Source organism: Kaistella yananensis (assembly GCF_026107505.2).
Taxonomy (GTDB): Bacteria; Bacteroidota; Bacteroidia; order Flavobacteriales; family Weeksellaceae; genus Kaistella; species Kaistella yananensis.
The window spans coordinates 144384-157455 of record NZ_JAPCHZ010000004.1 but is presented as its reverse complement, the minus strand read 5'-3'; the positions used below and the strand labels follow the sequence as shown (position 1 = coordinate 157455).

The 13072-nt window shown below is 39.6% G+C and carries 14 protein-coding genes; 6 read left to right on the top strand and 8 right to left on the bottom strand.

The genetic code is table 11. The features are described 5' to 3' along the window. From OK344_RS07730 to recR, 3 genes are read right to left on the bottom strand one after another with little or no spacing between them, the layout of a single operon-like run. Complete coding sequence (locus tag OK344_RS07730; RefSeq protein WP_265144257.1) at positions 1 to 552, bottom strand: DapH/DapD/GlmU-related protein; 552 nt, start codon at positions 550 to 552, stop codon at positions 1 to 3. Beyond that, positions 545 to 1342, bottom strand: a complete 798-nt coding sequence (locus tag OK344_RS07725; RefSeq protein ID WP_265144256.1) for a glycosyltransferase family 2 protein — start codon at positions 1340 to 1342, stop codon at positions 545 to 547. Before OK344_RS07725 ends, OK344_RS07730 begins: the two co-directional genes overlap by 8 nt. Positions 1343 to 1396: 54 nt before the next feature. Further along, positions 1397 to 2008 carry a recombination mediator RecR gene (gene recR / locus OK344_RS07720; protein WP_265144255.1) on the bottom strand — a complete coding sequence of 204 codons (612 nt, stop codon included), beginning with the start codon at positions 2006 to 2008 and terminating at the stop codon, positions 1397 to 1399. Between the two features lie 73 nt (positions 2009 to 2081). On the opposite strand from recR, the gene OK344_RS07715 reads away from it, so the two are divergent. The 4 genes from OK344_RS07715 (at position 2082) to OK344_RS07700 (ending at position 5383) form a co-directional block, all read left to right on the top strand. Beyond that, entirely contained in the window at positions 2082 to 2687 is a 606-nt protein-coding gene (locus tag OK344_RS07715; RefSeq protein WP_265144254.1) for an LURP-one-related/scramblase family protein, read from the top strand. Positions 2688 to 2703: 16 nt separating this feature from the next. After that, the gene (locus tag OK344_RS07710) at positions 2704 to 3204 is read left to right on the top strand and encodes a hypothetical protein (protein WP_265144253.1); all 501 of its coding nucleotides are present in this window, start codon (positions 2704 to 2706) and stop codon (positions 3202 to 3204) included. An 83-nt stretch (positions 3205 to 3287) separates the two neighbouring features. Then, the gene (locus OK344_RS07705; RefSeq protein ID WP_265144252.1) at positions 3288 to 4730 is read left to right on the top strand and encodes an aminoacyl-histidine dipeptidase; all 1443 of its coding nucleotides are present in this window, start codon (positions 3288 to 3290) and stop codon (positions 4728 to 4730) included. Positions 4731 to 4831: 101 nt separating this feature from the next. Further along, complete coding sequence (locus tag OK344_RS07700; RefSeq protein ID WP_265144251.1) at positions 4832 to 5383, top strand: DUF4256 domain-containing protein; 552 nt, start codon at positions 4832 to 4834, stop codon at positions 5381 to 5383. 168 nt (positions 5384 to 5551) lie between these two features. On the opposite strand, the gene OK344_RS07695 is transcribed toward OK344_RS07700, so the two are convergent. Both OK344_RS07695 and OK344_RS07690 read right to left on the bottom strand, forming a co-directional pair. Then, positions 5552 to 5884: a 2Fe-2S iron-sulfur cluster-binding protein gene (locus tag OK344_RS07695; RefSeq protein WP_088469374.1), complete on the bottom strand. Its 333-nt coding sequence runs from the start codon at positions 5882 to 5884 to the stop codon at positions 5552 to 5554. Between the two features lie 6 nt (positions 5885 to 5890). Next, on the bottom strand, positions 5891 to 6943 hold the full coding sequence (locus OK344_RS07690; protein WP_265144250.1) for an NAD(P)/FAD-dependent oxidoreductase: 1053 nt from the start codon (positions 6941 to 6943) through the stop codon (positions 5891 to 5893). A gap of 143 nt (positions 6944 to 7086) precedes the next feature. Here OK344_RS07690 and OK344_RS07685 point away from each other — a divergent pair, with 143 nt between their 5' ends. Continuing rightward, positions 7087 to 7854, top strand: coding sequence for a DUF3108 domain-containing protein (locus OK344_RS07685; RefSeq protein ID WP_265144249.1), 768 nt, complete (start codon positions 7087 to 7089; stop codon positions 7852 to 7854). Between the two features lie 104 nt (positions 7855 to 7958). Then, on the top strand, positions 7959 to 10385 hold the full coding sequence (locus OK344_RS07680; protein ID WP_265144248.1) for a DUF5916 domain-containing protein: 2427 nt from the start codon (positions 7959 to 7961) through the stop codon (positions 10383 to 10385). A 52-nt stretch (positions 10386 to 10437) separates the two neighbouring features. Here OK344_RS07680 and pheS read toward each other — a convergent pair whose 3' ends face one another. The 3 genes from pheS to OK344_RS07665 all read right to left on the bottom strand — a co-directional run bounded on the left by pheS (position 10438) and on the right by OK344_RS07665 (position 12982). Next, positions 10438 to 11448 carry a phenylalanine--tRNA ligase subunit alpha gene (gene pheS / locus OK344_RS07675; RefSeq protein ID WP_265144247.1) on the bottom strand — a complete coding sequence of 337 codons (1011 nt, stop codon included), beginning with the start codon at positions 11446 to 11448 and terminating at the stop codon, positions 10438 to 10440. Positions 11449 to 11553: 105 nt separating this feature from the next. Continuing rightward, positions 11554 to 12129, bottom strand: a complete 576-nt coding sequence (gene rdgB / locus OK344_RS07670; RefSeq protein ID WP_265144246.1) for an RdgB/HAM1 family non-canonical purine NTP pyrophosphatase — start codon at positions 12127 to 12129, stop codon at positions 11554 to 11556. Positions 12130 to 12148: 19 nt separating this feature from the next. Beyond that, positions 12149 to 12982 carry a CPBP family intramembrane glutamic endopeptidase gene (locus OK344_RS07665; protein WP_265144245.1) on the bottom strand — a complete coding sequence of 278 codons (834 nt, stop codon included), beginning with the start codon at positions 12980 to 12982 and terminating at the stop codon, positions 12149 to 12151. Positions 12983 to 13072 lie beyond the last annotated feature (90 nt).

Below are 13072 nucleotides of genomic sequence, written 5' to 3'. Positions count from 1 at the left end.
TTATTCACCTGTTTTTTCCCAAACTTTAGTTTGGGGATTATATTTTTTTACAATTTTCGCAGGCGATCCAACAATCACACAATAATCGGGAAAAACTCCCCTTACTACAGAATTTGCACCCACAATACACTGTTTCCCTAGAATGGTTCCAGCCATAATCGCGGCACCCATTCCTATAAAACAATTGTCCCCAATTTTGGTTTCTTTTACCAATATTTTCTGTTTAACTACATGTGCGCCAATTTCTGTATAATCGTGATCGATATTGGTAATGAAAACATTCGCCAAAATAAGGGAGCTTTTCCCTATTTCAAGAGTTCCGGCAGAAGTAATATGTACATTCTGCGAAATCACGACATCATCTTTAATGTGAATGCTTCCTCCAGCTAAAGTTTCCATCCGGAGGTGAGGAAAAATCCTCACTTTTCTTCCGATAAAAACATAGCGGATCCCTTTCAGAAAGATGGGTTTCCCAAGATAAGATGGCAACCCAAATTTTCCGAAAAAAGCCGAATAGCATAATGCTCTAAATGCCCAAATTAGTTTATCCATTAAATTTAGCTCTAAATGGCCTGATAAAATATTTCAGCTTTGAAAATACAAAATAAAAAAGATATTCGGGAAAGTTTATACGGTTGGTTAGGTACATTTCCCTGATATTTTTTTGAATTCCTTTTTCCATCTCCTTTAAATTGGCTGAAAGTCCGGAGATTCCAAATGATTTTTTTCCGCCACCAGCATAAACACATCGCTGAGGGAGTAAGTACATTCTGTTATGCTTTGAAATTCTCATCCAGAAATTGGCATCTTCTGAATATCTTTGGCTTTCATCAAAGTATCCAGTATTTTCCAGAATCTTTCTTTTAAAAATTGCCGTTGAAGTTTGTCCGGTAATTTTTATCAATAATCTTTTAAGAGTGATTTCAACTAATTGGTTTTCTGGATTAACAGCATAAGGAAAACCAACTTTTTCATCATTCCATAACGACGCCACAAAGTCAGCATTCAACTGGGCATCCATAAGAATCTTCATCTGTCTTGTCGTTTTTTCCGGCAGCCATTCATCATCAGCATCCAGAAGCGCGATAAATTCTCCTTTTGAAGTCCTCAAGGCACTATTTCTTGCTTTAGAAACACCTGCATTTTCCTGATTGATGAGGATGATGTTCATTTCTGGATTTTTCTGACGGTAAATTTCTACAATTTCCTGGCTTCTGTCCGTAGATCCGTCATTTACAGCAATAATTTCAAATTCGCCATTCCAAGTCTGATTTTTAACAGAATCCAGGGCTTTGCCAATCGTTTTTTCGGCATTGTAAATGGGGATAATTATGGAAATCACGTTTGAAATTATTAAAGATAAATATGATCTAAATGCAGGTATGACAAATTAAAATTAGTCTTTCTCATTATACGGCAGCCTGTTCTGTATCGAGCGTCCCAGCGAAATCTCATCGGCGTACTCCAGTTCATCACCCACAGAAATTCCGCGGGCGATGGTTGAAAAATTTACTTCAGAATTTTTGAATTTCTTATAAATATAATAAGCGGTGGTATCGCCTTCCATGGTCGCGCTGAGCGCAAAAATAAGCTCTTTGGTGACACCGTTTTCCAGCTTTTTTTCAATAGAAGAAATATTAAGATGATTCGGACCGATTCCTTCCATCGGAGAAATTTTTCCGCCCAAAACCAAATATTTGCCCCTGTATTTGCCGGTATTTTCAATCGCCATCACATCACGTACATCTTCCACAACGCATATAATTTCCTCATTGCGCTTTGGATTGGCGCAAATCTCACAAATTTCAGAATCCGAAAAATTATGGCATTCTTTGCAGTATTTGATGTCGGTAACTAACTTTTTCAGTGAATCTCCAAGTGCGATCGCCTGACTTTCCGGCTGTTTCAGAAGATGCAAAGCCAGCCTCAACGCAGATTTTTTACCAATTCCCGGCAGCCCGGAAATCTCTTCTACAGCTTTCGCCAAAACTTTACTCGGATAGTCCATTCCACAAAAATAAAATTTAATCCCTCAAGATGCAAGTTTCGCCCCTTTTATTATCTTTGGGAAAATTAAATTAATGGTTCTGAAAAACTTAAATTATCCTCTCAATTTCACCTTTAAAATCACCACACTTTCCAGCGATTTCAATATCACCGACAGAAACGGAAACTACGTCGCCTATGTGCGTCAAAAAATGTTTATACTGAAAGAAGATGTTATCGTTTTCAATAACGAAACCAAATCTCAGGAACTTTTCAGAATAAAAGCAAACCAATGGATCGATTTTAACGCTTCTTACGCCATCACCGATGTGCAGTCCGGACAAAATTTCGGAAATCTTGCCCGAAGAGGCATGCGCTCTTTGTGGAAATCCCAGTACGACATTGCCGACGAAACCGGCGCAACAAGATACCAAATTAACGAAGACAACGGCTGGATCAAGGTTTTTGACGGACTTATCGGTGAAATTCCTTTGGTGGGAATGCTTACGGGATACTTCCTGAACCCTTCGTACACTGTAAAAGACAATGCCGGGAAAGAATATTTTAAACTTAAAAAAATGCCTTCACTTTTTGGCAGGAAATTTCAGCTCGACCGGATTATCGATATCGACGATGAAGACGAATCCCTTGTAGTTCTCAGTTTTCTGATGATGGTGTTGTTGGAAAGAGACCGCGGTTAACTTATAATTTTATGAAATGAAAAAACATATTCTATTTTTTGCACTATCCACTTTAATCTTTCAATCCTGTAAAAAAGAAAGCGTAAACTTAAGTGAAAACACCACTTTAGATGCCACCGTAACAGTTCCCGAAACTGCCAGTGATACGATAAAGGTTGATTCAGGATTAAAACCCGAGTCATTTCCGATGCCAGCTGAAGTTGAGGGCTGCTCGTGTTACTTTGGCGAAAACAAAGAACAGTTTGAAAATGAAAACTATGTATATGTGGATGATTATGGTAAAAACGCTTACTTCAAACTGGGTGGAAAAATAATTAAGATCCCCATAAAAGACGACGGTTTTGAACCTGAAAATTTCAGCAAAAATTTTGAAAATGCCGATTATAAAGTCTCCATTACCGGCAGAAAAATAAATGAAATGGATGAAACCATGATGTTCCAGGGATCAATGACGGTGGAAAATATAAAAACCGGTGAAAAATCAACTTCCCCAATTTATGGCGAGTGTGGCTGTTAAAAAATCTATAAAACGTGAGATTCACGCTTCCAAAAATTTTGGGAGCGTTTTTTTATTAGTAAATTTGAGAAAAATTATACGATATGGCACTTTCACAACTGGAACCTCAGTTGATCTGGAAAAATTTTTCAGCGTTAAATGCGGTTCCAAGACCTTCAAAAAAAGAAGAAAAAGTAATAGCATTCATTAAAAATTTTGGCGAAAATCTTGGTCTGGAAACTACTGTAGACGAAGTTGGCAACGTCATCATCAAAAAACCGGCAACACCAGGCATGGAAGACCGCAAATCTGTCGTTCTGCAGTCTCACCTCGATATGGTTCATCAGAAAAATAACGATGTAAATTTCGATTTCGAGACCATGGGCATCGACATGGAAGTTGACGGTGACTGGGTAAAAGCCAAAGGAACTACTTTAGGCGCTGACAACGGTTTGGGCGTTGCCGCAATCATGAGCATCCTGGAAAGCAATGATATTCCGCATCCCGCTCTGGAAGCACTTTTTACCATTGATGAAGAAACCGGAATGACCGGAGCAATGGGACTGAAACCGGGACAGCTTCATGGCGAAATACTCTTGAACCTCGACACCGAAGAAGATGATGAAATCGATATCGGCTGTGCGGGAGGAATTGATGTAACCGCAACCCAAACTTACGGTTTGGAGGAAGCAAAAGGACAAATTGTAAAAATTGAGGTAAAAGGTTTACAGGGCGGCCATTCAGGAATGGATATTATTAAAGGTCTTGGGAATTCAAATGTAATTTTGGGCAGACTTCTGTATACGGGACTTTATAACCAAAATATCCAGCTGATTTCCATTGACGGTGGCGGATTGAGAAATGCAATTCCACGGGAAGCTAGCGCGGTTTTATCCGTTCGTCATTCCGTAGAGTTTATCGATCAGGTTACCGCTTTGAAAAAAGAAATTCTGGACGAATTTGCGAGCGTAGAAAAAGATTTACACCTCAATATCGAAACGTTTTCATCTGCTGAAAAAGCTCTTTCCGAAGAAGATTCCAGGAAAATTATTTTAGCTTTAAAATCCGCACATAATGGGGTATACCGAATGAGTCCGGATGTTAAAGATTTGGTTGAATCTTCTAACAATATCGCTCGTGTAGAGCTGAAACAGGGCGAGCTCAAAATCCTTAATCTTTCCCGTTCTTCAGTGGAATCTACGAAATACGCTGTAGCAGAACAGTTGAAATCTGTATTTGAACTGGCCGGAATGAATGTTGAATTCAGTGGTTCTTATCCAGGCTGGAAACCAAAACCGGGTTCCGAAATCGTGAAGCTCATGGAAAAAATCTACGAAAAAGATTTCGGCTCAAAACCTCAGGTGGTTGCCTGCCATGCAGGATTGGAATGTGGAATTATCGGTGCCAATTACCCAGAAATGGAAATGGTAAGTTTTGGCCCAACCATCCGCGGGGCACATTCCCCGGATGAAAGAGCAAATATTCCTTCAACACAAAAATTCTGGAAGTTTTTAAAAGAAATCCTTGCAGAAATTCCCAAAAAATAAACTGGAACTTAATATCCAAAATGCGAAAGTGTTTTGGATATTTTTTTAGAATAGAAAATTTTAAATTCAGATTTTGCTAACTTTAATTCAAAATTAAACCGATGGCCACTTTGAAAATTACTTCCAAAGAAATGCTCTCTACTTTACAAAAACGTTTCCTTAAGAACATGCACCGACACGCGGAGCTGGACTGGCTGAAAATTCAGCATAAACTTGAAATTCATCCTAAAAAGCTTGCTGTTCTTCAGAAAATGGAAGAAACCGGGGGCGAACCTGATGTGGTAGATTTTGATGAGAAGTCTGACGAATATATATTTTTCGACTGTGCTGCGGAAAGTCCGAAAGAACGAAGAAGTTTCTGCTACGACCGTGACGCGCTCGAAAAAAGGAAGGAAAACAAACCTAAAAACAACGCACTCGATAAAGCTGCTGAGATGGGAATCGAAATGCTGAGTGAAGAAGATTACCGTTATTTACAGACTTTAGGCAGCTTCGATACCAAAACTTCAAGCTGGCTGAAAACACCCGATAATATTCGTAAACTTGGCGGAGCGATTTTCGGTGATTTCCGTTACGGAACAGTTTTCATTTACCACAACGGCGCAGAATCCTATTATGCAGCGAGAGGATTCCGCGGAAAACTAAAAGTTTAGGAAATTTTTAATTAAGGATTTTCGCTGATTGTTCAGATTGGCAGATTTTTAAAGAGAAAAAATCTGTGAAATCAGCGAGAGCAACAATAAAATAAACCATAATCCACGAGCCAAAAAAATCCCGGAGACTGTTTCCGGGATTTTTTTATATCAGTCTATTGAAAAACATTATGGATAAGGCGCAATTGCCACTTCAAGACCATCAATTTCTTCTGTAATATGAATCTGGCAGCCCAGTCTGGAATTATCCTGAACATGAAAAGCCTCAGAAAGCATGGCATCTTCTTCATCACCCATTTCCACCAATTTTTCTGAACCTTCCAAAACATAAACCTGACAAGATGCGCACATGGCCATTCCGCCGCACACACCAATGGTTCCTTCTTCTGCGAGTTCATAAGACCGGATGACTTCCATGAGGTTCATCGACATATCCGTAGGCGCCACCACCTCATGCGTTTCGCCGTTTCGGTCCGTAATTTTCAAATTGATATCCTGCATGGTTTCTTAATCGATTTTTTTAACAACAGCTTTTTCAGCTTCTTTACGGCTTCCGTCGAAACCGTCTACTCCACTTACCGTTGTATATTTCAATACGTATTTTTTACCTGGATTCAGCATATTGTAAACACTCTGGCACATCAAAGTCGCCTCATGGAAACCACATAAAATAAGCTTCAGTTTTCCGGGATAGGTGTTGATGTCACCAATCGCGTAAACGCCGGGAATATTCGTCTGATAATCGAGTGCGTTGTTCACGACGATTGCATTTTTTTCGATTTCTAATCCCCAGTTGGCCAAATCTCCAAGTTTTGGCGTAAGACCGAAAAGTGGAATGAAATAATCCGTTTCGATATCAAAAGTTTCTCCTTCTTTTTCAACAGTAATCGCAGAAACCTGGCCTTCACCTTTAATTCCGGTCACTTCGGCTGGAGTTACCAATCGGATTTTACCCTGATCTTTCAGTGCCTGAACTTTTTCAACAGAATCCAGCGCACCTCGGAACTCATTTCTTCTGTGAATCAAAGTAACTTCGCTTGCAATATTGGCGAGGAAGATACTCCAGTCCAGCGCAGAATCGCCGCCCCCGGCAATGACCACTTTTTTATTTCGGAAATGTTCAGGTTCCTTTACAAAATATTCAACCCCTTTCTCTTCATAATCACCAATATTGTTGATGGTAGGTTTTCTAGGTTCGAAAGTTCCCAATCCGCCAGCAATCGCTACGGCTTTCGCACGGTGTACCGTTCCTTTGTTGGTTACAACTTCAAAAGTTCCGTCTTCCAGTTTTGTTAAAGTCTGCGCAGTTTCCCCTAAAGTGAATCCAGGCTGAAACTGCTTGATCTGCTCCATCAGATTATCTACAAGATCCCCGGCATTAATTGATGGAAATCCCGGAATATCGAAAATAGGTTTTTTAGGATAAAGCTCGGTTAACTGACCGCCGGGTTGTGGCAACGCGTCGATTAAATGACATTTCATTTTAAGTAAACCTGCTTCAAAAACAGCAAAAAGCCCTGTAGGTCCCGCTCCTATGATCAATATATCGCTTGTAATCATTGATGATTGTTTAAAAAAATTAACTTGGCAAATTTAAGAAAAATAAAAGAACAGCGGGTTGCATAAGAGTGAGAAATGTCAGTTTAAAAGCTATTGAAATCAATGTTTTATATTTGTGGCAAATTTTTTGCAAAACTATCCGCATGAAAAAGATTTTAACTGTATTCTCACTCTTATTTTTGGTATTGGGTTTCTCCCAAAAACTCGATAACATACAGTCCGGCGAAGTCTTAAATTATCGCATACATTATGGATTACTCAATGCAGGTACCGCTACATTAAGCACTTTAAAAACTACATACAAAGGCCAACCCCATTTCCATGTAAAAGGATATGGACGCACTAATGGGGCAGTTCGTGCATTCTTTAAGGTGGAAGACCGCTACGAAAGTTATATCAATTACAACACAGGACTCCCAAGTTTTTATGTAAGAAATGTACAGGAAGGCGGTTATACCCAACACCTCGAAGCACTGTTTAATCATAATAATTACACCGTTTTACTTACGGACAAGGAAAAGAACACCTCACGGAGTCTAAAATCTGTGAAAGGAGTTCAGGACATGCTGTCTGCTTTTTATTATTTGAGAAGTCTGGATTCCACCGATCTGCGAGTTGGGAGCGTAAAAAAACTTAATGTTTGGATTGATGATGAAATGTTCCCTTTCCAGATTAAAGTGGTGGGCACAGAAAACATAAAAACCAAATTCGGAACCATCAACACGCTGAAAATTGTTCCTCAAGTAATGAGCGGCCGGGTTTTTAAAGACAAAGAGGGGGTAACCCTATGGGTAAGTAACGACCGAAACTATGTTCCAATAGCTATTAAAGCGGAGCTGGTCGTAGGTTCGCTTAAGGCAAGTATTGATTCTTTCAGAAATGTAAAATACCCGCTCAACTTTACAAAATAGACTTCATAAGTACATAATAAACCGGAGAAATCCGGTTTTTTTTTGCTTTTTCATGTAACAAAAGTTCTGTTTTGGGTGTCTTATCTCTAAACAACTACAACTCCATGAAAACCCGAATTCTCAGCGCCTTTCTGATCCTTACTTCCGGACTGATTCTCTCACAAAATACCGCTAAAGACAGTATTTCGAGAAAAAAAGCAACGGCCGTAAAAATCACTAAGTCACCCAAAATTGACGGAATTCTGGATGAGGGAGTGTGGGAAAACGCACCGTCAGCAGCGAATTTTATCGAACGCCGCCCAAACAACGGAAAACCCGCCGTTGAATCCTTAAAGTCAGAAGTAAAAATTCTTTATGATGACACCGGAATTTATTTCGGGGCTGTACTTTTCGACAACGAACCTACAAAAATCGCTAAAGAACTTACTGAACGAGATAATATAGAAAATGATGATATTTTTGGTGTCACTTTAAACGGTTATAATGACCACCAGCAAAGTCTGGAATTCCTTGTTACCCCAGCGGGAGTTCAGGCGGATGCGAAACTCACCAACGATTTCGGTGAAGATTTCAGCTGGAATGCCGTTTGGTTTTCTGCGGTAAAAATAACAGAAACCGGCTGGGTTGTTGAGATGAAAATTCCATATTCTGAACTGAGGTTCCCGAAGAAACAGATACAGGAATGGGGAATCAATATTCTGAGGTTGGTTAACAGAACCAGCACCACCTACGACTGGAATTTTGTTGATAACAAGAAAGGCAGTTACATGCTCTATGACGGAGTGCTAAACGGAATTGAAAACATTAATCCGCCCACAAGACTTTCATTTCTCCCCTACTTTTCAACCTACCTGAACAGTTTTGATGGCACGACGGACGCAAACTTCAACGGCGGGATGGATTTAAAATACGGGATTAATGATGCCTTTACGCTGGATTTAACTTTAATTCCGGATTTTGGGCAGACTTCATTTGACAAATCGGTTTTAAACCTTTCACCTTTCGAAGTTCAGTTTCAGGAGCAGCGTCCGTTTTTCACAGAAGGTACGGAGCTTTTTAGCAAAGGAAACCTCTTTTACTCCCGAAGAATTGGCGGCCATCCTTCCCTTAGCCCCTCTTTAAATAATGATGAAGAATTTGTGGAGAATCCTGACAAGGTAAAATTATTCAATGCTGTAAAAGTATCAGGAAGAACGAATAAAGGTCTGGGAATTGGCTTTTTCAATGCTGTTACAGAAAAGATGCACGCGGAAATCCGTAATATCAATACCGGCGAAATCCGCAAAGAAGTCATCGAGCCGTGGGCAAATTATAATGTTTTGGTGCTGGATCAGCGTTTTGGGGGAAATTCCTCGGTTTCACTTGTGAACACCAATGTTACACGGGATGGTAATTTTCGCGACGCCAATGTTACGGCTTTGCTTTTCGATGTGAGAAATAAAAAAAATACGTACCGTTACTTTGGAAGCACAAAAGAAAGTCTCGTAATGAACGGCGAAACAAAATACGGCAACGAATCTTCTGCAGGATTTAATAAAGTTTCCGGCGTACACCGTTTTGGCGCCAATTATTTTATGAGAACCAGGGATTACGATATTGGCGATTTGGGTTATTACGACCGCACAAACTTCCACAGCATCAATACCAATTATTCCTACCGCTATCTTCAGCCAAAAGGTGGTTTGAATGTTTTGAATTACAATCTAAATATTTCACATAACCGAAGGCTGGATGAGGATTTATTTACACAATTTGTAATTCACAACAGCATCGAAATGCAGACGAAAAGTTTCTTCAATTTCGGTGGCGGACTTATGATTTGGCCACTGGGTGAAAACGACATTTACGAACCCAGAACTGCCGGACGACATCTGGATGTTCCCGCGATGATTAACCCATGGATTTTCATAAACACCGATAACCGGAAGAAATTCCGCATCAATACCTATATCGACTACTATGCTTTCGACGAAAAAGGACGTTACCAGTTGATTTATCAGCTGAATCCGAGCTATAAATTTTCCGATAAACTGCGTCTTTATTATGATGCGAACTTCAATTACCAAAATCACGACCGCGGATTTGTCGGTAAAGATGCTAATGACATTTTTATGGGAACCCGAAACCGCTTCACCGTAGAAAACGGAATTTCATCCCAGTACACTTTCAACAACAAAATGGCGCTGAATCTTTCGTTCCGCCACTATTTCTCAGAAGTTACGTACAAAGGATTTTCAACTTTAAATGCCGACGGAAGTGTAAAAGACACCAACATTTTCACAGAAAACCGCGACGGAACTTTCAATTCATGGAATGTAGATTTAAGATATTCCTGGTGGTTCGCCCCCGGAAGTCAACTCACTTTGCTATACAGAAATGCTGTTGGAAGTTATCTGGAAGAATCCCGAATCGGCATCAAAGAAAATTTCACCAGACTGTTTAATGAACCAATGGTTGATAATATTTCGCTGAAACTTACGTACTACATCGACTATAATCAGGCAAAAAACTGGCTGAAGCATAAAGGCTAAAAACAAAAAAGACCATTTCGATATTGAAATGGTCTTTTTTTATCTTGATTTTTTACAGCGATTTAAACTGTTCGAGCATTCTTTTATCGTTTTCGAAGAACATTCGGATGTCGCTCATTTGATAAAGCAGCATCACGATTCTTTCGATTCCCATCCCGAACGCATAACCCGAATATTTATCCGCATCGATGTTAACGTTCTTTAAAACTGCAGGATCCACCATTCCGCAACCCATAATTTCTAGCCAGCCGGTTCCTTTGGTGATTCTGTAATCGGTTTCAGAATTCAATCCCCAATACACATCCACTTCTGCACTTGGTTCGGTGAACGGGAAATAAGATGGTCTCAATCTGATTTTAGATTTTCCGAAAAGTTCTGTAGTAAAAAACTGAATCGTCTGTTTCAAATCTGCAAAACTTACGTTTTCATCAATATAAAGTCCTTCGATCTGGTGGAAAATACAGTGCGAACGAGAAGAAATTGCCTCATTACGGAAAACCCTTCCTGGGGAAAGAATCCTCATCGGCGGCTGGTGTTCTTCCATGTACCTTATCTGTACTGAAGAAGTGTGAGTTCTTAAAAGAATATCCGGATTGGTTTCGATGAAAAAAGTATCCTGCATATCCCTCGCCGGGTGATATTCCGGGAGATTAAGGGCGGTGAAATTATGCCAGTCGTCTTCAATTTCCGGTCCGTCAGCAACGGCAAAACCAATGGATTTAAAGATTTCGATAATTCTGTTTTTTACCAGATTGATCGGATGGCGGGTTCCCAGTTCCGACGAAAATCCCGGACGGGTTAAATCTTCTTTTTCCAGGATAAGGTTAGAAGAAGTTGCGTTTTTTAATTCCTCGAGTTTGGTCTCTACAGCCTGTTTCAGCGTATTGATCTTCTGTCCGAATTCTTTTTTCTGTTCATTCGGAACTTCCTTGAATTTGGAGAAAATATCGTTCAGAATTCCTTTTTTTCCGCTGAATCTGATTCGGAATTGCTCAATTTCATCTTTATTTGCTGAGCTGAAATTGCCTACCTCAACCAATAATTCATCAATCTTTTCTAACATCTTTAATATTTATTGAACTGCAAAAATACAATTTTTAACTGAAAATTTCGGCGGTAATTTCAGTCTTAAAATTTTAAATCAGCAGTTTTTTTTCTGCTTTGGTTTTTAGGTATTGAGGAAATTCAGAAACTTTTCGATCGCTTGTTTGCGGTGACTAATCTTGTTTTTATCCTCGGCTTTCATTTCTGCAAAAGTAATTTCATGGTTTTCCGGAACAAAAATAGGATCATAACCGAAGCCTTTTTCCCCACGGATTTCGTGAATTAAATTACCGTAAACCCTGCCTTCAAAATAATATTCACCGGTTTCGTCCACAAGACACATTACGGTTACAAAATAGGCTTTGCGGTTTTCTTCGTTTTGCATTTCCTCTAAAACTTTGGCCATATTTTTACCAAAATCGTGGTTGCCAGCATATCGTGCGGAATAAATGCCGGGTCTGCCGCCCAGACTTTCCACTACCAAACCAGAATCATCGCCCAGACTTGGTTTTCCGGTTCTTTCGAAACAGTATTTTGCTTTGATGAGTGCATTTTCATGAAAGGAAGTTCCGTCTTCCACAATTTCGTCGTGAATATCGTAATCCGTTAAGGAAGTTACTTTAAAACCATCGCCCAAAATCTGCTGAATTTCTTCTTTCTTGTGCTGATTGTGGGTCGCGATGAGTATTTCTTTGGCCATATTATTGAGTACTAGTAATTTATTTTTCAGAGTAATGAACGCGGTATTTCCGTGTAAAAAGGTAATAGAACACTGTAAAAAGCAGAATTCCGATTCCAAGAACAATCCATTCGGAAATATGGAGTACCTCAGCGAAACTTTCGGTATCGCCGTAAAAAATTAAAATCGAGGAACACAGATTATTAAAGGCATGCAGCAAAACAGGTAGCAGCAGTGATTTTGTCTTATAATAAACAAGTCCTAAAACGCATCCGAGCAAAACCGCACCCACAAACTGCCACGGATTACCGTGAACCAACCCGAAAACTACTGATGAGATGATGATGGCGGTTGCAGGATTCATCCCTTTGTTGATTAAACCTTTCTGAATAATTCCACGGAATACAATTTCCTCAAAAATTGGGGCCATAATAACAGCCAGAACAATCATCGTAGCTTTATCATTCGTCATTTGCTCCATCAAACGGGAGAAAAACTCATAATACTTCCCGAAAAAAGGTCCGGTAATAGGAATTTGTCCGGTAATAAATTCAGCAATAAACATCATTCCCAGCATCATCGGAAAAATCAAAAGATACGTTCCGGCATTCGTAGGAGAAAAATTAAAGTTGAGATTTTTGCCGGTCTGCGGTCTTGCAATAAAATAATCAAAGGCGAAAATCGCACCCAGAAAACCCGCTGCATTTGCGATGACTAGATAGAAATCCGTGTACTGAAGATTGACATTAAAAATGAAAATGGAGATCACATTGAGCAGTGAAACGAGGCTGGTAGCGACAATCATTCCGCCAATAAGCGCAAAAGCGCCTTTCCAGTCGAAAATATATTTTTTTTCCGGAGAATTTTCTGCCATAAATTTTGTTTCAACAAAGATAAATCAAAAACATAAAAAAGCGAATTTCAGTACGACAAAAACTCGGTTTTCATTTTCCATAAAAAAACA